General features: G+C 66.2%; 20 protein-coding genes. 8 read left to right on the top strand and 12 right to left on the bottom strand.

From position 1 onward, the window contains the following. Window positions 1-246: 246 nt before the first annotated feature. The 8 genes from V7066_RS27395 to V7066_RS27430 are packed head-to-tail and all read right to left on the bottom strand — an operon-like array spanning window position 247 to window position 8145. Window positions 247-1371 carry an acyl-CoA dehydrogenase family protein gene (locus V7066_RS27395; protein WP_334186110.1) on the bottom strand — a complete coding sequence of 375 codons (1125 nt, stop codon included), beginning with the start codon at window positions 1369-1371 and terminating at the stop codon, window positions 247-249. A 39-nt stretch (window positions 1372-1410) separates the two neighbouring features. Beyond that, on the bottom strand, window positions 1411-2184 hold the full coding sequence (locus V7066_RS27400; RefSeq protein ID WP_334186091.1) for an enoyl-CoA hydratase-related protein: 774 nt from the start codon (window positions 2182-2184) through the stop codon (window positions 1411-1413). After that, a complete protein-coding gene (locus tag V7066_RS27405) occupies window positions 2181-3173 on the bottom strand; it encodes an NAD(P)H-dependent flavin oxidoreductase (RefSeq protein ID WP_334186092.1) in 993 nt (330 codons plus the stop codon). Before V7066_RS27405 ends, V7066_RS27400 begins: the two co-directional genes overlap by 4 nt. Next, on the bottom strand, window positions 3173-4333 hold the full coding sequence (locus V7066_RS27410) for an acetyl-CoA C-acetyltransferase (protein ID WP_334186093.1): 1161 nt from the start codon (window positions 4331-4333) through the stop codon (window positions 3173-3175). Before V7066_RS27410 ends, V7066_RS27405 begins: the two co-directional genes overlap by 1 nt. Window positions 4334-4336: 3 nt before the next feature. After that, on the bottom strand, window positions 4337-5125 hold the full coding sequence (locus tag V7066_RS27415) for an enoyl-CoA hydratase/isomerase family protein (RefSeq protein WP_334186094.1): 789 nt from the start codon (window positions 5123-5125) through the stop codon (window positions 4337-4339). Next, complete coding sequence (locus V7066_RS27420) at window positions 5122-6195, bottom strand: phosphotransferase (protein WP_334186095.1); 1074 nt, start codon at window positions 6193-6195, stop codon at window positions 5122-5124. Before V7066_RS27420 ends, V7066_RS27415 begins: the two co-directional genes overlap by 4 nt. Beyond that, on the bottom strand, window positions 6182-7372 hold the full coding sequence (locus V7066_RS27425; RefSeq protein ID WP_334186096.1) for an acyl-CoA dehydrogenase family protein: 1191 nt from the start codon (window positions 7370-7372) through the stop codon (window positions 6182-6184). Before V7066_RS27425 ends, V7066_RS27420 begins: the two co-directional genes overlap by 14 nt. A gap of 11 nt (window positions 7373-7383) precedes the next feature. Continuing rightward, on the bottom strand, window positions 7384-8145 hold the full coding sequence (locus V7066_RS27430; RefSeq protein WP_334186097.1) for an SDR family NAD(P)-dependent oxidoreductase: 762 nt from the start codon (window positions 8143-8145) through the stop codon (window positions 7384-7386). Between the two features lie 112 nt (window positions 8146-8257). Between V7066_RS27430 and V7066_RS27435 the strand changes: the two genes are divergently transcribed. From V7066_RS27435 to V7066_RS27445, 3 genes are all read left to right on the top strand, one after another. Further along, on the top strand, window positions 8258-8881 hold the full coding sequence (locus tag V7066_RS27435; RefSeq protein ID WP_334186098.1) for a TetR/AcrR family transcriptional regulator: 624 nt from the start codon (window positions 8258-8260) through the stop codon (window positions 8879-8881). 102 nt (window positions 8882-8983) lie between these two features. Further along, a complete protein-coding gene (locus V7066_RS27440) occupies window positions 8984-9796 on the top strand; it encodes an SDR family NAD(P)-dependent oxidoreductase (RefSeq protein WP_334186099.1) in 813 nt (270 codons plus the stop codon). Window positions 9797-9899: 103 nt separating this feature from the next. Continuing rightward, the gene (locus V7066_RS27445; RefSeq protein ID WP_334186100.1) at window positions 9900-12221 is read left to right on the top strand and encodes a TonB-dependent receptor; all 2322 of its coding nucleotides are present in this window, start codon (window positions 9900-9902) and stop codon (window positions 12219-12221) included. A 56-nt stretch (window positions 12222-12277) separates the two neighbouring features. Here V7066_RS27445 and V7066_RS27450 read toward each other — a convergent pair whose 3' ends face one another. After that, a complete protein-coding gene (locus V7066_RS27450) occupies window positions 12278-13024 on the bottom strand; it encodes a response regulator transcription factor (protein WP_334186101.1) in 747 nt (248 codons plus the stop codon). A gap of 201 nt (window positions 13025-13225) precedes the next feature. Between V7066_RS27450 and V7066_RS27455 the strand changes: the two genes are divergently transcribed. The 5 genes from V7066_RS27455 to V7066_RS27475 are packed head-to-tail and all read left to right on the top strand — an operon-like array spanning window position 13226 to window position 19915. Continuing rightward, on the top strand, window positions 13226-14944 hold the full coding sequence (locus tag V7066_RS27455; protein ID WP_334186102.1) for a thiamine pyrophosphate-binding protein: 1719 nt from the start codon (window positions 13226-13228) through the stop codon (window positions 14942-14944). After that, the gene (locus V7066_RS27460; RefSeq protein WP_334186103.1) at window positions 14941-15993 is read left to right on the top strand and encodes a zinc-binding dehydrogenase; all 1053 of its coding nucleotides are present in this window, start codon (window positions 14941-14943) and stop codon (window positions 15991-15993) included. Before V7066_RS27455 ends, V7066_RS27460 begins: the two co-directional genes overlap by 4 nt. Window positions 15994-16005: 12 nt before the next feature. After that, a complete protein-coding gene (locus tag V7066_RS27465; protein ID WP_334186104.1) occupies window positions 16006-17433 on the top strand; it encodes an aldehyde dehydrogenase family protein in 1428 nt (475 codons plus the stop codon). Between the two features lie 7 nt (window positions 17434-17440). Further along, on the top strand, window positions 17441-18928 hold the full coding sequence (locus V7066_RS27470) for a class I adenylate-forming enzyme family protein (RefSeq protein ID WP_334186105.1): 1488 nt from the start codon (window positions 17441-17443) through the stop codon (window positions 18926-18928). 9 nt (window positions 18929-18937) lie between these two features. Further along, a complete protein-coding gene (locus V7066_RS27475) occupies window positions 18938-19915 on the top strand; it encodes a quinone oxidoreductase family protein (RefSeq protein WP_334186106.1) in 978 nt (325 codons plus the stop codon). A gap of 15 nt (window positions 19916-19930) precedes the next feature. Here the strand turns inward: V7066_RS27475 and V7066_RS27480 are convergent, their stop codons facing one another. Genes V7066_RS27480 through V7066_RS27490 form a run of 3 tightly spaced genes read right to left on the bottom strand, consistent with a single transcriptional unit; the run spans window position 19931 to window position 22267 of the window. Beyond that, window positions 19931-21034, bottom strand: coding sequence for an NAD(P)-dependent alcohol dehydrogenase (locus V7066_RS27480; RefSeq protein ID WP_334186107.1), 1104 nt, complete (start codon window positions 21032-21034; stop codon window positions 19931-19933). Between the two features lie 13 nt (window positions 21035-21047). Further along, on the bottom strand, window positions 21048-21848 hold the full coding sequence (locus V7066_RS27485) for an SDR family NAD(P)-dependent oxidoreductase (RefSeq protein ID WP_334186108.1): 801 nt from the start codon (window positions 21846-21848) through the stop codon (window positions 21048-21050). A gap of 2 nt (window positions 21849-21850) precedes the next feature. After that, window positions 21851-22267 carry a GFA family protein gene (locus tag V7066_RS27490; RefSeq protein WP_334186109.1) on the bottom strand — a complete coding sequence of 139 codons (417 nt, stop codon included), beginning with the start codon at window positions 22265-22267 and terminating at the stop codon, window positions 21851-21853. Between the last annotated feature and the right edge of the window lie 73 nt (window positions 22268-22340).

Here is a 22340-nt window from a genome sequence, read left to right on the forward strand (position 1 = left end):
CCCACTGGCTGCCTAATTTAAGAAAACTGGCCTCCGGCAATCCCGGTGCGGTTCAAAGCTTCATCTTCACGCACATCTTTTTTCTTACCAAACAGCTTACCGAACATCGCGCCCCCGCCATCCTATAAGCATATCAGGGCTTTGGGCTAACAGAAGCCCCAAGATGCAGCAATCTTCTGGTTCCGTTACTAGCAGTTACCGTGATGAGCTAGAAGTGACCGGCTGCTTGTCGATATGCGGCTGGCTTCAAAGCGTGCGTGAAATGACCATGCGTTGTATATCAGACGTACCTTCGTAAATCTGGCAGACACGAACGTCGCGGTAGATCTTCGCCACGCCGAATTCTTCAAGGTATCCATATCCGCCAAGGGTTTGGATTGCTCCGGAAACTACAACTTCGGCGGTTTCGGAAGCGAAGAGTTTGGCCATCGATGCTTGGGTAAGAGCGGCACCGCCGACGTCGCGCAGCGCTGCCGCAGAGAGCACCAGCTGGCGCGCAGCTTCCAGCCTCGTCGCAAGATCCGCGAGCCTGAACCCGACAGCCTGATGCTCGATGATCGGGCGGCCCATCGAAACCCGATCCTTCGCATAGGCAACGGCGATTTCGAGTGCGGTTTGCGCCATGCCGATACATTGCGCGGCGATGCCGATCCGGCCGGTTTCCAGATTGGCAAGGGCGATACGGTAGCCCTGACCGACCTCGCCCAGCACCAGGTCATCCTCGATGAAAAGGTTCTCGAAGCGCAGCGCACACGTATCCGAGGCGCCCTGGCCGAGTTTGTGCTCTACCTTCTCGACGATATAGCCATCCCGGTCGGTGGGGACGAGAAACGCCGTCATGCCTTTCTTTCCGGCATCTGGATCGGTTACGGCGATGACCATGGCAAGACCGGCGATCCTGCCGGAGGTGATGAACTGTTTCGCGCCGTCCAGCCTCCAGCCTCCGTCCACCCTGGCCGCCCGCGTGCGGATCGCGGAGGCATCGGAGCCAGCGTCGGTTTCGGTGAGCGCGAAGGCGCCGATACAGCGGCCGGCGATCAGGTTGGGCAGGAACTTGGCTTTCTGTGCTTCGGTTCCGTCCTTCAGCAGGCCTGCGACCATGATCGAGTTCTGGATCGATACGATGGTCGAGAGGGCACCATCGGCCGCCGCGATCTCGATCAGGGCCAGGGCATAGGAAACGTAGTCGCTCTCCGCACCGCCGAACTCTTCCGGTGCCACCATGCCCAGCAGGCCGAGTTCGGCGATGCTCTCGAAGACCCACGGCTCGTAGCCACCCTCCTGCTCGAAGCGGTGGCTCAGGGGACGGATGCGCTCTTGCGCGAATTTGCGGACCATGTCGCGGACCGCGATCTGGGTATCGGAAAGAATGGCACGATCTCCAGTGGATTGGGATGAAATGCAGGCGGCCTATCGGCCTTTCCACTGCGGCAGACGCTTCTCTGCGAAGGCCACCGGCCCCTCGACATAATCCTCTGAGGCCAGCATAGCTTTCATGGCGGGATAATCCCACTGTTCGATCATGGCCTGATCGAGCGGGGTAAACAGACCACGCGCTACCGCCTCCTTGGTCGCCCGCACCGACATCGGGCTGGCCGCAAGAATTTCGGCCGCCCATCGGCGCGCAGCTTCAAGCACGTCCCCTTCGGTCACTTCGTTGACGAAGCCGAGGGAATGGCCTTCGGCTGCCGATACGCGGCGTCCGGTCAGCAGCATGCCCATTGCATGCTTTTGGCCGATGACTTGCGGCAGCGTCTGGATACCGCCCGCCAGTGCCGCGATGCCCACGCGTACTTCCGGCAGCGCGAAGGCCGCCTGGGTAGAGGCGACCACGATATCGCAGGCCAGCGCCAGTTCGAAACCACCGCCCATCGCCACGCCATTGACGGCGGCGATGACGGGCTTGTTCAAGTCCTTGCGCGCAGTCAGGCCGCCGAAGCCGGACGGCGGTGTGACCAGCCCGCCGCCTGCAGCCTGCTGCTTGAGATCGTGCCCGGCGCAAAACGCCTTTGAGCCAGCGCCCGTGACGATGGCGACCCACTGATTGTCGTCCGCCGCAAAAGCGTCGAAGGCCGCCTCCATCGCGAATTGGGCGCCTTCGTTCAGGGCATTGCTAGCCTCCGGGCGATTGATGGTAAGGATCGTCAACGGTCCTTCGCGGACCACCGTTACGTATTCGCTCATGCAGCCACCTCGTCTGCCATCATGCCCGCGAGCCGCGTGGCGATGATGTCCTGCGCCTCGCGCACGATCCGGTTTACGAGATCGGCACATGTCGGAATGTCGTGGATCAGGCCCTGGACCTGCCCGGCCCAGACGAGCCCGGCATCGAGGTCCCCCGTTTCCAGGGCGGTCCGGCCCTTTGCGCCCGAGACCAGCGGGCGGATGTCCTCGAACACCGCGCCGTCGCGCGTCGATATCTCGACCACCCGATCGGAGACGCTGTTCTTCGCGACACGGCCGGTATTGTGGAATTTGCGGAAGATCAGGTTGGTGCCGCGCTCGTCGTTCTCGACGATGAACTGCTTCACCCGCTGATGGATCGGCGCTTCCACCGTGGCGCAGAAGCGGGTGCCCATGTTGATCCCTTCCGCCCCCAGTGCCAGCGCCGCGGCAAGGCCGCGTCCGTCGCCGAAGCCGCCGCTGGCGATCATCGGGATCGTCAGCTTGTCCGCCGCTGCCGGGATCAGGATCAGGCCGGGAATATCGTCCTCGCCCGGATGGCCCGCGCATTCGAAGCCGTCGATCGAGATCGCGTCCACGCCCATCCGCTCGGCGGAGAGGGCATGGCGCACGGCCGTGCACTTGTGGATCACGGTCACGCCGTGGGCCTTGAAATCCTCGACATGCTCCTGCGGACGGTGACCTGCCGTCTCGACGATCGTGACGCCGCTGTCGATGATGGCCCTGCGGTATTCCGCGTAAGGCGGCGGCGAGACCGAGGGCAGGATCGTCAGGTTCACGCCGAAGGGCTTGTCGGTCATTGTCCGGCAGCGGTCGATCTCGCGGCGCAGTTCGTCCGGCGTGGGCTGGGTGAGGGCGGTCAGGATGCCCAGACCGCCCGCGTTGGAAACCGCCGCCGCGAGTTCGGCTCGGCCGACCCACATCATGCCGCCCTGCACCACGGGATGCTCGATGCCGACAAGCTCGGTGAAGCGCGTGCGCAGGCCCATCACAGCGCCTCCAGAATGGTGACGTTGGCGATGCCGCCGCCCTCGCACATGGTCTGGAGACCATAGCGCTTGCCGCGCGCCTTCAGGGCGTGGATCAGCGTCGCCATCAGCTTGGTCCCGCTCGCGCCCAGCGGATGACCGAGTGCGATGGCGCCGCCGTTGACGTTGAGCCTGGCGGGATCGCCGCCGAGCGCCTGCAGCCAGGCCAGCGGCACCGGCGCGAAGGCCTCGTTCACTTCGTAGAGGTCGATATCCTCGATCCGCATCCCGGCGCGCTTCAGGGCCTTTGCGGTGGCCGGGATCGGCTCTTCCAGCATGACGACGGGGTCGCCTGCCGTCACCACCATGTCGACGATCCGCGCGATGGGGGTGAGGCCATAGTCCTTGAGCGCCCGCTCCGACACCACCAGCGCGCCCGAGGCGCCGTCGCAGATCTGGCTGGCGTTGGCTGCAGAGATCACCCCGCCTTCCTGCAACAGCTTGACCGAGCCGATGCTTTCCAGCGTTGCGTCATGGCGGATGCCCTCGTCGGTGACATGGGGCACGCCGTCCACATCCAGCGGCACGATCTCGCGCTCGAATGCACCGGCTTTCGTGGCGGCAGCGGCGCGGCGGTGGCTTTCCAGCGCGAAGCGGTCAAGCGTCTCGCGGTCGAAGCCGTACTTGGCCGCGATCATCTCGGCGCCGCCGAACTGGCTGAAGCTCTCCACCCCGAAACGCTGCTGGATGCGCGGGCTGAACGGTCCGACGCCCACGCCTTCTTTCGCGTGGTAGGCGATGTTGGAGAACATCGGCACGCGCGTCATGCTCTCCGCGCCCGCCGCGATCACCACGTCTTGCATGCCGGACATGACCGCCTGCGCGGCGAACTGCACCGATTGCTGCGAGGAACCGCACTGCCGGTCGATCGTGACGGCGGGCACGCTGACCGGCAACTTGGAGGCCAGCACCGCATTGCGCGCGAAAGCGAAGGCCTGCTCGCCCGCCTGGGTCACGCAGCCAAGGATGACATCCTCAACCACCGCCGGGTCGATGCCGGAGCGGTCCACCAGCGCGTTCAGCACTTCGCCTGCCATATCGGCAGGGTGCCATCCCGCGAGCCTGCCGTTCCGGCGTCCACCCGCAGTGCGGACGGCTTCGACGATATAGGCTTCGGCCATTATTCAGACTCCCTTGAAATTCGCGGGCCGCTTTTCGAAGTAGGCGGCAAGGCCCTCGCGGCATTCGGGGGCGGCACCCGAACGGGTGATCGCGGCGACTTCGCGCTCCAGTTGTGCTTCGAGGCTCGTTTCCAGGCTCTGGCGCAGCAGCGTCCGCGCCGCGCCGAGGGCACCGACGGCCGCCTCGGCGAGGCGGACGGCGAGCGCGCTGCCTTCGCTTGCCAGCGCTTCGTCATCGACGGTGCGGGTGACCATGGCGATGGCTTCGGCTTCGTCCGCTTTGATGCGGCGATTGGTGAGGATGATTTCCTGCGCCTTGCGCAGCCCCACGAGGCGCGGCAGCCACCAGCTCATGCCGCCGTCGGGCGTCAGGCCGAGTGTCCCATACGCGGCGGTAAAATGAGCTGAACGCGCGCAGAGCACCACGTCGCCACCGATCGCGAGGCTGAGACCGGCGCCTGCGGCCGGGCCGTTGACCAGCACCAGCAGCGGCTTGGCCATGCGCGCAAAACGGGTGAGCGCCATGTGCAGCGTGCCCGCAAGCTCGCTCAGCAGCGCATCGACATGATCGCCCGAGGACTTGAACAGGGAAACATCGCCGCCTGCACAGAACAGCCGTCCGGCGCCGGTCAGTACCACGCAGCGGATACTGGCGTCCGTCTCGCAGCGGATGGCGATCTCGGCCAGCGCGCGGGCCATGGCGAGGTCGATGGCGTTGCCCGCCTCGGGCCGGTTGAGCGTGACGCGGGCGATGCCCCCGGTCACATCGAAAAGGACGGGTGCTGTGCTCACCGGCAGGCCTCCATGCTTTCTACCGCCAGCGCAATGATGCGCGGCAGGCTGGCGGCGCGTTCGCGGGCGTGTTCGGAGGCGGCGGTGCCCCGGATCACGCGCCCCTTGATGCCGTGGAAGATCGCCGCCAGCCGGAAGAAGTTGAAGGCTATGCAGAACGCATAGTCCGGCTCCGAGATCGGCGGCCGCCCGACATTGCGGCAATAGGCATCGCGATATTCGGCCTCCGTCGGGATACCGAGCGCGGCGATATCCGCGCCGCCCAGACCCGCGACGATATCGGGCGGCATGCGGAACATCATCGCGTGATAGGCGAAGTCCGCCAGCGGATGGCCCAGCGTCGACAGTTCCCAGTCCAGCACCGCCAGGATGCGGGGTTCGGTGGGATGGAAGATCATGTTGTCGCAGCGGAAATCGCCGTGGACGATGCGCGTCTCGTCGCCCGCGGGGATTGCGGTGGGAAGCCATTCAATCAGCCGGTCCATGCCGGGGTCGCGGCCCGCCTCGGTGTCTTCGAGGTATTGCTTCGACCAGCGGGCGATCTGGCGCTCGAAGTAATTGCCGGGGCGGCCATAGTCGCCAAGACCGATGGCTTCCGGCTCGATCCGGTGCAGCGCCGCGATCGTTTCGTTCATCGCGGCGAAGTAGGCTGCGCGCTCATCATGCGGAACGTCGGGGAAAGTCGCGTCCCAGAAGATGCGACCTTCGACCATCGCCATCACGTAGAACCAGCTGCCGATCACGCCTTCGTCCAGGCACAGGCCGTGGACATGCGCCACCGGGAAGCCGGTGCTGCCCAGCGCCAAGAGCACGCGGGCTTCGCGCTCCACCGCATGGGCGCCTTTCAGCACCTGCCCCGGCGGCTTGCGCCGCAGGACATAGGACCGGCCCGGCGTCACCAGCTTGTAGGTCGGGTTGGACTGCCCGCCCTTGAACTGCTCGACCGTGAGCGGCCCGGCAAAGCCCTCGACATGGGCCTCCATCCACGCCGCCAGCCGGGCCTCGTCGAAGGCGTAGCCCTCGCGCACGGCGCCGGTACCGGCATTGGCGGCAGCGTCAGTGCTGCTCATGAGCCGCCCTCCAGTCGCGCTTGATCTTCTTGGCGAGGCTCCACTTGTGGACTTCGGTAGGGCCGTCGTAGATGCGGAAGGCGCGGATTTCGCGGAACACCTGCTCGACGATGGTGTCGCCGGTCACGCCCGATCCGCCCATCACCTGCACGCAGCGATCCGCCACCCGCATCAGTGCCTCGGACACCGCGACCTTGGCCATCGAGCTTTCCGCGCCGCCCGCTTCGCCGGCATCCAGCACGCCCGCGCACCAGTCGATGATGAGTTCGCTTTGCTTGAGGTCGATCAGGTTGTCGGCCAGCATGAAGCCGACGCCTTCGTGGTCGATCAGCGTCTTGCCGAAGGCCATGCGGCGGTTGGCGTAGTCGGTGGCGATCTCGTTGGCGCGGATACAGGCCCCTAGCCAGCGCATGCAGTGCGAAAGCCGCGCCGGGGCGAGCCGCACTTGCGCATAGCGGAATCCCTCGCCCGACTGGCCCAGCATCTGGTCGGCAGGCACCCGCAGGTTGTCGATGGTGACGACGGCATGGCCACCGGGCATCGAGGAATCGATGGTATTGGGCACATGCTCGATGCGGATCGCCGGGTCGGGCAGGTCGACCAGGAACATGCAGGCGCCGTCATCGGACTTTGCCATGACGATGCCCATTTTCGCGCCGTCGGCGCCGGTGATGAACGCCTTCTTTCCGTTCACGACCCAGTGATTGCCGTCGAGACGGCAAGTGGTCAGCATCATCGAGGGATCGGAACCGGCACCGTTTTCGGCCGCCGGTTCGGTCATGAAGAAAGCCGAACGTCCGCGTCCTTCCACCAGCGGCTTCAGGAAGCGCTCCTTGATGGCCGGGCTGCCGACTTTACCGAGCAGGTACATGTTGCCCTCGTCCGGCGCGGCGGTATTGACCGCCAGCGGCCCGAGCGGCGACAGGCCCGAGGCACGCAGCACCACCGCGGTCTCGCGCTGCGTCAGATGGCGTCCGTCCGCCAGGATATGCGGCGTCAGCACGCCCGCGGCGCGGGCCTTGTCCTTGAGTTCGGCGACAAGTTCCTCGCTCGGGCAATCGTGGTGATCGCGGCGCGGGTCCTTCTCGTAAGGAACGACGACCTCGCGCACGAAGGCCTCGACTTTCGCGGCGATCTCGGCGGTCAGTTCGGGACCGGCACCTTCCGAATGTCCCATTTGGGCGCTCCTCACTTCGGTGCCATCCGGATCGCGCCGTCGAGGCGGATAGTCTCGCCGTTGAGCATCGGGTTGGTGACGATGCTCTCCACCAGCTGCGCATATTCGTCGGGCTGTCCGAGGCGGCTTGGGAAGGGCACCTGCTTGCCCAGCGAATCCTGCGCCTCCTGCGGCAGGGTCGCCAGCAGCGGGGTCCAGAAGATGCCCGGCGCGATCGTCATCACGCGGATGCCGTAGCGGGCGAACTCCCGCGCCACGGGAAGCGTCATGCCGACGATCCCGCCCTTCGACGCGGAGTAGGCCGCTTGCCCGATCTGGCCGTCATAGGCGGCGACCGAGGCGGTGTTGACGATCACTCCACGCTCCTCGCCCACCGGCTCGGCATCGTGCAGCCGGGCCGCGAACTTGGAGAGGACGTTGAAGCTGCCGATCAGGTTGATCGAGACGATCCTGGAAAAGTCGGCCAGCGGAAGGGCGTTGCCCTCTCGGTCGATCACTTTGGCTGGCGGGCCGATCCCGGCGCAGTTGACCAGGATGCGGGCCTTGCCGTGCAGGCCTTCGGCCTCTTCCAGCGCGGCTTCGACGGCAGCTTCGTCGGTGACGTCGACCGCCGCGAAGTGCCCGCCGATTGCGCGTGCGGTGGCTTCGCCCAGTTCCGGATTGAGGTCGAAAATGGTCACTTTCGCGCCTTTGGCGGCGAGACGGCGGGCAGTGCCCGCACCGAGTCCCGATGCTCCGCCGGTCACGATCGCAGCGACTCCGCTGATATCCATGCAAGACTCTCCAAAAACTTACAGGCCAAAAACTTACAGGTGCGTTTATGCACTCACGAGTGTATTGCGTCTTCCCGAGTTTCCTGTCAACGCTCCCGGCGAAGAAAAGAGGATGCCCATGCCGTCGCCGTCACCCTTTCGAACGCCCGCCCAGAAGGAAGCGGAGCGCGCTGCCAAGCGGGATGCCGTGCTGCGGGCAGCGGTGCGCATGTTCAACGAACGGGGGTTTCACGCGACCTCGCTGGACGACGTCGCCGCCAGCCTCGGCATCTCGAAGCGGACGATCTATCACTACCTGGCCAACAAGGATCAGGTGCTGCTGGAATGCGTCACCATCGGCCTCCAGCAATTGCTGGAAGCGGCGGATCAGGCGCGCAGCGAGCCGGGGAACGGTCGCCATCGGCTGACCCGCTTCCTGCGCCGCTATGCCGAAGTGAACATGGACGATTTCGGGCGCTGCGTGATCCGCACCGGCGCAGAGGCGCTCTCGCCCGAGAGCATGCCGCGCTACCGCGAACTCAAGCGCCAGATCGACAGTGCCCTGCGCGCCATGATCGAACAGGCCGTGGCTGACGGCTCGATCGCGCCCGTCGATGTGAAGATGGCGGCTTTCGCCATGGCAGGCGCGCTCAACTGGCCTGCCCGCTGGCACGATCCCGAGGGCGAACTGCCCGCCGCGGCGATCGCGCAGATGCTCGTGGACATCCTTGCGAGGGGTTTCGATCCCCGCGCCTGAGGGAAAGGTTTCCGTCCTGCTCCTGACGGGTTTCCGTCAGTCGCGCACCGCGCCCGCTCTGTTCCATCCTGCGCGGACAGAGACTGGCAGGAGCGTAGAGGCATGCGATTTGCGAACAAGGTGGTCATCGTCACGGGCGGCGCATCGGGCATAGGCGAGGCCGCCGTGCGCCGTTTCGCCGGCGAGGGCGCCTCGGTGGTCGTCGCCGATATCCGTCCCGATGCACTGGAACGGATCGTCGGCGATATCGGCGGCGAGAAGCATCTCGCGGTCGAGGTCGACATGCTCGACCCCGCCGCGATCGACCGGATGATCGACGCCGCGCTGGACCGCTTCGGACGGATCGACACGCTGGTCAACAACGCGGGCATGGGTTCCTTCGGGCGAGTAACGGAGATCGATCTCGACCACTGGCGGCAGGTGATGAGCATCGACGTGGAAGCGGTGTTCTGGGCGAGTCGGCAGGCAATCCCCCACTTGTCGCGGGTCGGCGGCTCCATCGTCAACATCGCCTCGGCTTCGGGGATCGCGGCGGACTACGGTTTTGCCGCCTACAATGCCGCCAAGGCTGCCGTCATCAACCTCACTCGCGCCATGGCCATCGATCATGCCCCCGAGATCCGCGTCAATGCCGTCAGCCCGGGCCTCACCGCCACGCCGCTCGCCACCGGGCTTACCGGCAATCCGGTCGTCATGGCCGCCTACGAGCCGGTATTGGCCATGAAGCGGCCCGCCGAGCCCTCTGAAATCGCGGGGGCCATTGCCTTTCTCGCCTCGGACGACGCCTCCTACGTGAACGGCCACAATCTCGTCGTCGACGGCGGCATGACCGCCCATACCGGCCAGCCCAACTTCACCAGACTGCTGGGCGGGGAGAGCCATCTCGCCGGTGCGGAGAGCGCAGTCCGGCGCTGAACGGCCGGCGCTGAACAGGCAGACGGGTTTCCGTCAATCGACCCCGCCCGCCGCGGAGCGCTATCCCGGCACGACATAAAAAACATCATCGAGGAGGAGGATCATGAAAGCGATCTATCGTACCGCAGTGGCCGCGCTCGCGCTCACCAGCCCGGTTGCGGCGCTAGCCCAATCGGAAGCCCAACCGCCCGCGCCGCCACAGAACGAACAAGTCGGCATTCAGGACATCGTCGTCACCGCCAACCGCCGCGAGGAAAAGTTGCAGAACGTCGGCGCCTCGATCAGCGCCATGTCAGGAGACCAGATGCGCGAACTGGGCGTAACGACCGCGCTCGACGTCGCCAATTTCACGCCGAACATCGAGATCGTTCGCTCTTACGCCTCGCCCGGCTTCAACACCCAGATCACCATTCGCGGCGTGGGCCAGCCCGACTTCCAGGACACCACCGAGGCGACCGCCACCGCCTATGTCGACGAATTCTACATGATCGGCGCGGGGCAGGCGGACTTCCTGAGCTTCGACATCGCCCGCACCGAAGTGGCGCGCGGGCCGCAGGGCACGGTGCAGGGCCGCAACGCGACGGCGGGCAGCATCAACTACTACACCAACCGCCCGACCTTCGACGGCACCAGCGGCCGGATGTCCGTGACCGTGGCGGAGCGCGGCACGATCCGCACCGAAGGCTTCCTCAACGTGCCGGTCAGCGACACCCTGGCGCTGCGCGGCGCCTTCTCGACCGACCACAGCGACGGCTATCTGCGCAACATCAATCCGACCAGCAACTGGCGCAAGGGCGCCGCGGGCAAGTTCTACGCGGGCCGCCTCCAGGCGCTGTTCCAGCCCACCGACAACCTCTCGCTGCTGCTCAAGGCGGAAATCGGCAAGATGGGCCCGGTCGCGGGCGGCAACGAAAAGGCCTATCCGGTCGGCCAGATCGCGGGACTGCCCGGCACTTACGCGATCCCGACCGACGCCTTCGGCCAGAACCAGGCCAATATCGGCGCCGGCGCCAGGGACGTGACCAATGCCGACGGCAGCAACGAGCTGCAAAGCAAGATGCAGCACTATCTCGCCACGCTGAACTACGATGCGGGCGGCGGTGTCAACGTCACCGTGCTGGGCGGCTGGCTGCAATCGAAGAAGTACAGCATCGAGGACTGCGACCACACGCCGCTGCCGCTCTGCAACTTCTCCAACAAGGCGCGCTCGCGCCACTGGACCACGGAAGGCCGTGTCAACTGGGACACCGGCGCCCTGCGGCTTACGGCGGGCGCCAACTATCTGCACCAGTCGATCTTCACCACGTCCGCCTCGCCGCTGTTCTTCGGGCCGACGGTGACGCCCTTCGGCAACACGCTTTACGGACAGGCCTTCCGCGACGGGCAGAAGCTGAGCAGCTACGCGTTCTTCGGCCAGGCGGAATACGACCTGACCCCGCAGCTGACGGCCATTGCGGGCATTCGCTACACCCATGACAACAAGCGGCTGGACAGCGTGAACGCGGCGACCACCTCGCTGCCGATCGATACGCCGCTGCCGATGTCGATCGGCGCCTACGAGGCTCTGCGCGAACAGATCTTCGCTTCGCCCGATGCCGTCTTCACCCGGCTCACCGTGGCCGACAACGGCAATCTCGCGCGGTTCCGCAAGGGCCTCGTCAATGCCAACCTCCAGCTCAACTACAAGCCGACCGACGATCTGCTCGTCTATCTCAGCTACAAGCGCGGGCAGAAGAGCGGCGGCTTCATCACCGGCAACGTCACCGGCACCGCGCCGGAGCTGCGCCCCTTCAAGGAGGAAACCAACAATGCCTTCGAACTGGGCGTGAAGTCGGACCTGCTGGGCAAGACCCTGCGCGTGAACGGCGCGGTTTTCTACTACGACTACCAGAACATGCAGAACACCAGCCTGATCGGCATCACCAACGTCATCACCAACAACGATGCGAAGATCTGGGGCGGCGAAGTGGAAGTGACCGCCACGCCGACGCGCGGCCTCTCGCTGTCGGTCTCGGGCGGCTACGTCCACACCCGCGTCCAGGACATCTTCAACCCGACCGGCGCGGTCGCGATCCTGTCCGACAACCGCCTGCCGCTGGCGCCTCGCCTTACCGGCAATGCGCGGATCCGCTACGAGTGGGACCAGTTCGACGGCAAGCTCTTCGTGCAGGGCGCGGCACGCGGGCGGACCTGGATGTACCGGGATTCGCTCAACAACCCTTCGACGAAGATACCAGGCCTGTTCGTGGCCGACGCGCAGGCCGGTTACACCACGGACAACTGGTCGCTCAGCTTCTACGTCGACAACGTGTTCAACACCCGCCGGGCGATCAACCTGTTCGACATCTCCTCGGTCGCGAACAGCGGCGAGGTGGTCTACCAGATGCCGCGCTGGTTCGGCGGTACTTTCTCGGTGAATTTCTGAAGTCTTCCGAGGGGGAATGCGATAGCCGTTCCCCCTCGGCGGCAGTGCTCCCCACTTCAACGCGTCATGTAGGCGACCAGCGAGGAACGGTTGTGGATCGACAGCTTCGCGTAGATGCGCCGCAGATGGTTCTCGACCGTATGCTCGGAGAGGCCGGTGCTATAGGCAATCTCCTTGTTGAGCTTGCCCTGGCACACCAGCCCGGCGATTTCCGTTTCGCGCGGCGAGAGCGGCGTCGCTGAGGCCGCTTCGGTCCGCTTGAAATAGCTCGTGCGAAATGTGCTGAGGCCGTTCGCCTTGTCCAGCAGATCGCGCAGCATGTGCCCTGCCACCATGTCCTGCAATCGCGGCGCCAGCTGGTTCAGCAGCGGCATCGACACCGGCTCCACGCGCTTGACCGCGCGCTTGCGATGGAAACCGATCGTCGAATAGATCCCCGGCATCAGCCGCCGTGTCGATGCGCCGATCACGTCGATGCCGTAGTGATACATGAACTGCCAGTACTGGCTGGTCGGCTTGGCGATCGTTTCTACCCGGCGATCCGATCCCACCAGCACGCCGTCGTCGTCGACCCGGTCCGGCTGCTCCTGCAGGCGCGGATCGGTGAAGGGATCGTGCTCGAACACCGCCTTGCTGTGATAGATCTCCTTCACTTCCTCCGAAATGCCGGTGTGGAAGAGGTAGGAAAGCTGCGGCTTGTCCGAAACCCGGTCGCAAAGGAAGATCGAGGCACTGTCCAGGTCGCACGTTTCCACGATATGCCGCGTGAAATCGCAGATACCGCCTGTAAGCCTGACGTTCATCTCCATATCACTCTCCCGTCCGGCCCGTAGTCCGGGCCCGGATATTATCGTCTACCCTACCGCCGCGCGCGCGGCATGGGTAGCCCTTCCCATCTAGGGTCTGTGGCGGCAGGTCCCAGTAACGGGTTTCCGTCAATCCCCTCCTGCGCCCACCGTCGCTAACCTGCCCTTCAACGCGATAAACGGCAAAGGGATGCAGGAATGGCCGAAGGGCAGAAGATCATCACGGACGGTGGCGCGCTGGTCGCACGCACGCTGCGGGAGGCTGGTGTCACCACGATATTCGCGCTGCACGGCGGCCATCTCGACGCCGCCTTCAAGGGTTTCCTCGACGAAGGGATCGAACTCGTCGATTCGCGCCATGAGGCCTGCTCCGGCCACGCCGCCGAAGGCTGGGCGCGCATCACCGGCGAACTTGGCGTGTGCATGATCACTGCCGGTCCCGGTTTCACCAATGCGCTGACCTGCATGGCCAATGCCCGGCTGGACGGCACCCCGGTCCTGTTCATGGCAGGGGCTCCGCCGCTGCGCGAGGAAGCGCTCAACGTCCTGCAAGGCGGCGTCGATCAGGTTGCCATGGCGACCCCGGTGGTGAAGCACGCGATCCGCATCACCGATCCCGACCGGATCCCCGACCTGCTCGCCAATGCCATCACGATTGCCGTGAGCGGCCGGCCGGGGCCGGTCTTCGTGGAACTGCCGATCGACGTGATGGCCCGTCCGGCTCGCATGCCCGACCCCCTGCCGCGCCCGGTCCAGCCGATCCCGACCGCCCCGCTTCCAGCCCATGTCGAGGAAATGGTCGCGCTGTTGAAGCAGGCTCGGCGCCCCGTTGCGATCTTCGGCAGCCTTGCCCGCTATCAGTCCTCCCCCGCGCAAGTGCAGGGCTTCCTCGATACCCTGGGTATTCCCGCCGTATTCTCCAGCCGCTCGCTCGGCCTGCTCGATCCCGCTCATCCCAGCTACGCCCATGACCCGAGCGCGATAGCCGTCGCCATCGCGCAGGAGGAAGCTCCCGACCTGATCCTCATGCTCGGTTCGCGCTTCGGCCTGTTCCTGGGCGGGCGGACGCGCGTCTTCTTCCCCGAAGACGCGAAGATCGTGCAGGTCCATGCCGACGCCGCCGAGTTCGGCCGGATCCATCAGCCCGCGCTTGCCACCACGGCGAGCGTCGGCGCGACCATGGACGCGCTGGCGCAGGCCTGGGACGAGGCACCGGAACGCTTCGCCGCGTGGCGTGACACGATGCGCAAGGCGGCCTCGATCGTCGGCTCGGAGTTCTCGCCCGAGACCCGCTCGGGCAAGATCAACCCCTACTTCGCCGCCAAGGCCGCCGTTTCGGGCGCACCGGAGGGTACCACTTTCGTCCTCGAAGGCGGTGAGGCGGGGCTTTGGGCAGGGTATCATGCCCGCGTGGCCCATCCCGGCGGGGTTCTGACGTTCGGCCAGCTTGGTGCGCTCGGCGTCGGTTTCGGGCTCGCGGTCGGGGCGGCTTATGCGCGGCCCGGCAAGCCCGTGGTCCAGATTTCCGGAGACGGCGCCATCGGCTTCCACTTGCAGGAGTTCGAGACGATGGTGCGGCAGAAGCTGCCGATCGTCACCGTCGTGCTCAACAACAGCTGCTGGGGGCAGTCGCTACATGGCCAGCAGATCCTCTACGGCGAGAACTACAGCTGCATCTCCGTGCTGGGCGACATCAAGTACCACGAGATCGCCAAAGGCTTCGGCTGCTATGGCGAGCGGGTCGATACTCTGGACGAGATCGGCCCCGCCATCGCCCGCGCCTTCGCGTCGGGCCGGCCGGGCTGCATCGACGTGACGGTGGACGCCGAGGTGGTCCTGCCCATGACCGCCGCGATGCTGGGCGAGCCAGCGGACAACGAAGTCATGGTCCCCTATTACGAGAACATCCAGCTGTGAAGGCGGCTGTCCTCTACAAGGGCAGGATGAGCGTGGAAGAGATGCCGGAACCCGTCCCCGCTGCGGGACAGGTTCTGGTCGCGCCGCTCGCCTGCGGGGTCTGTGGCAGTGACCTTCACGCCCGCGACCACGGCGACCATCTCTGCAATCTCCTCCACCGTGCCGGGTTCCGCGGCTTCATGGACCCGGACCGGCCGGTGGTAATGGGCCACGAGTTCTGCGCCGCGCTGCTGGAGCCGTCAGCAGGGCTTCCGGTCGGCCAGCGGGTGGTGGCGCAGCCCTTTCTCGTCGATGCCGACGGCCTCGCGCTGATCGGCTATTCGAACCGCTACAACGGCGCTTTCGCGGAGCGGATGCTGCTGCAACGGGACGCGCTGATCGCGGTGCCCGATCAGGTGCCGACTGACGTGGCCGCCATGACCGAGCCGCTTGCCGTCGCGGTCCATGCGGTCAACCAGTCGGGGGCGGACAAGGATTGTGCCTTTGCGGTCTATGGCTGCGGGCCGGTGGGGCTGTTCATCATCGCCCGGCTCAAGGCGCTGGGGCTGGGACCGGTTCTGGCCATCGATCCGGTTCCGTCGCGCCGCGCCATGGCGGAAAGACTGGGCGCGGACGCGGTGATCGCCCCCGATGGCGCGGCCAGTACCGAATGGTGGCGCGGCCATGACCTTCACATTGGCCTGTCCGATACGATGGCGGCGGCGTCCGGCACCACCAGACGCGCCGTGCTGTTCGAATGCGTCGGCAAGCCCGGCATGCTCACCGCCATCGCCGAAGCCGCGCCGGTCGCGGCGACGGTCGTCGTGGCTGGGGTCTGCATGGAAACCGATGCGATCGAACCGGCATTGCTGATCCAGAAGTCAATCCAGCTGCGCTTCGTCTTCGCCTATTCCCCGCAGGAATTCGCCGAGGCTTTCGCGATGATCTGCGCCCGGCCCGAAGCGCTGGCTCCGATGCTGACCGGCGAAACGACGCTCACACAAGTCGACCGGGCTTTCGCCGCGCTGACAGCGGGCGGGGAACAGGTCAAGATGATGGTAAAGGCATAACAGGAGAGAGCCATGCGCGAGGCACTGACATTCTATATCGACGGCCGCTGGGTCGCCCCTTCGACCTCCCGGGTGATCGACGTCACCAACCCCGCCGACGCCGGTATCGCCGGGAAAGTCGCGCTGGGCGGACAGGCCGACGTCGATGCCGCCGTCGCCGCCGCGCGGCGGGCCTTCGACAGTTATTCCCGCAGCAGCGTGCAGGAGCGCGGCGAACTGCTGGACGCGATCATCGCCGTCTACCAGAAGCGCGCCGACGACCTCGCGGCTGCCGTCACGGCCGAGATGGGCGCGCCCGCCTGGCTTGCCAGCGCCGCGCAAGTGCCCATCGGCATCGGCCATCTCCAGATCGCCCGGCAATTGCTGGACAGCTACAGGTTCAGCGAGCAGACCGGCACCACGCGCCTCGTCAAGGAGCCGGTCGGCGTCTGCGGTTTCATCACGCCTTGGAACTGGCCGCTCAACCAGATCGCCTGCAAGGTCGCCCCGGCCATCGCGGTGGGCTGCACGATGGTTCTGAAGCCCTCCGAGGTCGCGCCTTTCTCCGGCCAGATCTTCGCCGAGATCATGGCGGAGGCGGGCGTTCCGGCCGGTGTCTTCAATCTCGTCCACGGCGATGGGCCGGGCGTGGGGGCGGCGCTTTCGGCCCATCCCGATGTCGACATGATGTCCTTCACCGGATCGACCCGCGCCGGTGTTGAAGTCGCCCGCGCCGCTGCCGCTACGGTGAAGCGCGTTCATCAGGAACTCGGCGGCAAGTCCGCGAACATCGTGCTGCCTTCCGCCGATCTGAAGGCTGCCGTTTCCGGCGGGGTCGCGGCGATGATGGTCAATTCCGGCCAGTCCTGCAACGCGCCCTCGCGCATGCTGGTCCAGCACGCGCGCATGGCCGAAGCCAAGGCCATCGCTGCCGAGACGCTGGCCGAGCAGACGGTCGGGCGGCCGGAAAGCAATGCCAAGCTGGGCCCGGTGGTCAGCGAAGTGCAATGGAACAAGATCCAGCGTCTGATCGAGGCGGGCATCGCCGAAGGCGCGTCGCTTGTCGGTGGTGGCCCCGGCAAGCCCGATCAGCTCGACGACGGCTACTACGTGAAGCCCACCGTGTTTGCCGATGTCACCAACGACATGACCATCGCGCGCGAGGAAATCTTCGGCCCGGTGCTCACCATCCTCGGCTACGAGGACGAGGAGCAGGCGATCGCCATCGCCAACGATACGCCTTACGGGCTTGCTGCTTATGTGCAGGGGACAGGCCCCGAAGCCGAGGCCGTCGCGGGTCGCCTGCGCGCCGGGCAGGTCTATCTCAATTACCCGGAACTCGATCTGACCGCACCGTTCGGCGGCTACAAGCAATCGGGCAACGGCCGCGAATGGGGCGCCCATGCCTTCGGAGACTTCCTGGAGGTAAAGGCCGTGATGGGCGCGGCGGCACAGGGCTGACCGGCGGATGATGCCTTCGCTGATCGACCTGCTGGCGGCGGCTCTCGCGCTGGACGCGGACGCCCCCGCGATCTTCTATCGCGGGGAAAGCCGCAGCTTTCGCTGGCTTGACGGCCAGAGCGACGGTTTCGCCGCCGCTCTGGCCGAGGCCGGGATTGCTCCGGGCGAGCGGATGCTGCTCTGCCTCCAGAACGTGCCCGAATTCCTCGTCGCCTTGCTGGGGGCGGCCAAGGCCGGCGTGGTCACCGTGCCGATCAACCCGATGTACCGGGCGGCGGAAGTGGAGCGGGTGGTTGCCGACTGCACGCCGCGCGCCGTGGTCTGCGAACCAAGCCATGCGCAGGATGTGCTCGGCGATGCGTTGCCTGGCCTGTTGCGCTTCACGGTCGGAGAGGGGGGGACTTTCCCGCAATCGGCGCAGGTCGCTCCGTTCGCCGCGCGCCCGCGCGATCCGCTGATGCTGGTCTATACTTCCGGCACCACCGGCAAGCCCAAGGGGGCAGTGATCAGCCACGCCAATCTGCTGGCAGGCGCGGAGTTCTATCGCACGGCGGCAAGTCTCCAGCCCGGAGAGCCGATCCTTGCCGCTGCGCCGCTGTTTCATGTTACCGGCCTTAGCGGCCATATCGGTGCGGCACTGGCGGCTCGGGCACCGCTGATCCTGACTTATCGCTTTCAGGCCGAAGCGGTGCTGGAGGCGATCGAGCGGCACCGGCCGACCTTCACGGTCGCGGCAGTGACGGCGCTTGTCGCGCTGATCGAGGCGCCTGCTTTCGCCCCCGAACGGGTCGCCAGCCTGCGGACGGTCTTCTCCGGCGGCGCGCCCGTGGCACCGGCCCTGCGCGACCGTTTTCGGGATGCGACCGGCGTAACCCTTCGCAATGTCTATGGCCTTACCGAGACGGTGGCGCCGGTCATCGCCTGCCCTCAGGCGCCCGAGGCACCCGTCGATCCCGCCAGTGGCGCCCTGTCCACCGGCAAGGCCGTGCCGGGCACCACGGTGCTCATCCTCGACGAACGTGGCCAGCCCTGCGCACCGGGCGAAGCAGGAGAGATCGCAGTGGCCGGTCCCAGCGTCGTCCACGAATACTGGCAGGCGCCCGAGGCGACGGGCGAGGCCATGCGCGGTGATGGCTTCCGTACGGGGGACATCGGTGTGATGGACGACCAGGGCTGGATCTACCTGATCGACCGCAAAAAGGACATGATCGTGGCGTCCGGCTTCAAGGTATGGCCGCGCGAGGTGGAGGATGTCCTCTACGCTCACCCTGCGATCCGCGAAGCCGCCGTGGTCGGGGCACCGGACGCCTACCGGGGCGAGACGGTGAAAGCGGTCATCAGCCTGCGCAAGGGCGCTACGTTGGACGAGCAGGACCTCATCGCCTTCTGCCGCTCGCATCTGGCCGCCTACAAGGTACCGCGCATCATCGCCATGCTGGACGACCTGCCGAAAACCCCGACCGGCAAGATTCTGCGGCGCGAGTTGCGAGGATAGGAGGCAAGGATGAAGGCTGCACTGCTGCGTGGTCCCGGCGGACCGGAACAGTTCGAAATCGCGGAAATTCGGGATCCCGTTGCCGGACCCGGCGAAGTGCTCGTGCGCATCGAGGCCATCAGCATCGAAGGCGGAGACCTGGTTTCGCGGCGCACCGGAGGCCCGTTCGAGCGGGACCATGTCATCGGCTATGCCGCCGCCGGTACGGTGGTAGCGCTCGGCCCTGCCGTCAGCGGCTTCGCTGTCGGAGACCGGGTCGCCACGTTCGGCTTCACAGGCTCGCACGCGGAATTGCGGGCCGTTTCTGCCGTGCAATGCTGGGCCATCCCGGCTGGCTTGGACACAGGTGTGGCAGCGACCATTCCCTGCGGCCCCGGAACCGCCGCGCATGCCCTGAAGCTTGCCGGGTTAGAGGATGGCGCGGGCAAGACCGTTCTGATTACCGGAGCGGGCGGCGGGGTGGGGCTGGCGGCCGTCCAACTCGCAGCGCGCGCCGGTGCCCGCGTGATCGGCACCGGCACCAATCGGAGCGTGCTGGACACACTGCGCCAACATGGCCTCAGCGATGGCATCGTCACGACCGGGGAACCTGCGAGCGAACAGGTTCTGGACCTGCTCGGCGGGCGCAAGGTCGATCTTCTGATCGACAATGTCGGAGGACCGGCCCTTTCGGACGGGCTGAAGACCCTGCGCGACGGCGGCAAGGCGGTTCTGATCGGCGTGTTCGGCGGCTGGCACGAACCTCTCGATGCGGGCTTTGTCCTCAGGCGCCGCCTTTCGGTTATCGGTTGCCTGCTGGGCGCCGTCATTAGCGAACCTGCGAATTATCGCCTCATCGCGGACCTGCTGAAGCTGGCCGAACAGGGCCAGCTCTACACGCCCATCGATGCCGGGTTTTCTTTCTCGGATGTGGTCGCATCCCACACGCGCGCCGAAGAACGCGGACGCCTCGGCCGAGTGGTCATGCATATCCGGTCAGAACGATAGGCAGGCCCGCAGCGCTCAGGGGATCAGCACGGCCTTGATGCATTCGCCCCGTAATTGGGCCGCGACGGCCTCATTGATGCGGTCAAGCGGGAACGTCCGGATCAGCCTGTCGAACGGGAAACGGCCCGCCCGGTAAAGCTCGACCAGTTGCGGGATGAACGTCTCGAGATCGCTGTCCCCCTCGACTATGCCGTGGATGCGGTGGCCGTAAGTGATGAGCGCGGCGAGGTTGATCGACAGCCTGCTCTCGGGGTGAGGCGGCACCCCGACCAGTCCAAGCAGGCCATGGCTGGAAAGGGCAGCGAGGGCGGTCTCCACGACTGCTTCCCGGCCGCTGGTCTCGAAAGCGAATTCCACCCCGTCCGGCAGGATCGCGCGGATCGCCGCGCCCACATCGCCCGCCTGGGGATCGATGACATGGGTAGCGCCCAGAGACAGCGCCATGTCGCGGCGTGCGGCGAAAGGTTCGACCAGAATGATCGTCGCACAGCCCTGCACCACCGCGCCCATTACGGCGGCCAGACCGACCGGGCCGCCGCCGAAGATCGCGATCGTCGAACCGGCAGGGCAGGCCAGCGAACGCATGACACCGCCAGCACCGGTCTGGAAGCCGCAGCCCAGCGGCCCGAGCAGTTCCAGCGGCACGTCTTCCGCCGCGATCCGCACGAGGTTGCGCTCGTGCGTCAGGGCATGGGCGGCGAAGGACGACTGGCCGAAGAAATCCGCCGAGACCGGCGCGCCGCCGATGCTGATGGGCGTGCTGCCGTCCCCTCGGGAACCGGCATAGTTCAGCACCGGAAATTCGCGGCAGTAGGAAGGCAGGTCCTCCTCGCAGCGGGGGCAATGGCCGCAGCTGGAGAAGCCCAGAATCACCCGGTCTCCCACGGAAACTTTGGTCACGCCCGCGCCGATCGCCTCGACCACGCCCGCGCCTTCGTGGCCCAGCACGGCGGGAAGCGGGATCGGGATGAACTGGTCGCGGGCGATCAGGTCGGTATGGCACAGGCCGACACCGGCGATCCGTACGCGCACTTCGCCCGCGCCGGGTCCCGCCAGTTCGATCGTTTCGAGGGTGAAGTCGCCGTGCGCCTCACGGGCGATGGCTGCGCGCGTTTCCATGATGACGGACTCCTCAGGCTGCCGTGTAACCGCCATCGGCAACGAATTCGGCGCCGGTCACGAAGGCGGCGGCATCGCTGGCGAGGAACGCGATCATCGGTGCAATATCACCTGCAATGCCAAGGCGCTTCATCGGAATCAGCGATGCCCAGGCCGCCAGCGCCACTTCGGGAGCGATCGCATTGCCCTCGGCATCGCGCGGCGGATCCCAGTCGGAGCCGAGGTTGGTCTGGACCGGCCCCGGTAATACGCAGTTCACGCGAATGCCGCTTGCCGCCCATTCGTAGGCCACCGCCTTGCTGAGCGCCCGCACCGCGCCCTTGGTGGCACTATAGGCGGCGAACTGAGCACCCGCGACCTTGCCGTAGATCGAGGCGACATTGACGATCGATGCGCTGCTCGCGCCTTTGGCGATAGCCGCCTTCATCAGCGGCTCGGCCGTCTGCATGCCGATATAGACGCTCTCCACATTGATGCGGTTCTGGCGGCGCAGCATCTCCACCGGCGCGTCGGAAAACGGCCGCGACATCATGATGCCGGCATTGTTCACCAGCACGTCGAGCCGACCGAACCGCTCGCCCACCACTTGCGCGCAGGCGGCCCAGGCGGCTTCCTGGCTGACGTCCTGCGCCAATGCCACGGCATCGCCGCCGCAGGTTTCCGCGGTCGCACGCGCGCCGTTGATGTCGAGATCGCCGGCAATCACCGTCGCGCCGTGGCGGGCCAGTGTCAGCGCGGTTTCGCGGCCGATCCCGGAGGCCGCGCCGGTCACCCAGGCAATCTTGCCGGTAAGGTCGAGGGGCGGTGTCGGCATGGTCATTCTCCGATGTTTGAACGGGCGTGGCGTTCGCTCGCCACGGCAGGAATCCAGGGCAGGCCGCTGCCGCAATAGGCTTCGAGGCTGGGTGTCCAGCGGCCGGGATCGTCGAGGGTGCCGCCCTTGATGAGGGTCAGTCCGGGGATGGCCTCGGCAATCGAGACGATCGGCGATCCGCAATTCTCGCAGAAGTGGCGCAGGACCGCCTGACCGCTCTCGCCCGTGTCGGCGAAGACGCGGGTCTCGCCCTGCTGGCTGTAGGCCGCGTCGCTAACGGCAAGCACCAGCGAGAAGGCGCTGCCCGACTGGCGTTGGCAATGGCGGCAGTGGCACACCGCGACCAGCAGCGGATCGCCCGCGAAGGCATAGCGGACCTTGCCGCAGAGGCACGATCCCGTGTGCGTCGTTCCGGTCATAGGGCCATCACCACCGATTTGGGTTCCAGATAGGCGTCCAGCACCTCGCTGCCGTTTTCGCGGCCGATGCCCG

Origin of the sequence: Novosphingobium sp., assembly GCF_036820275.1 — a bacterium.
Lineage (GTDB): Bacteria > Pseudomonadota > Alphaproteobacteria > Sphingomonadales > Sphingomonadaceae > Novosphingobium.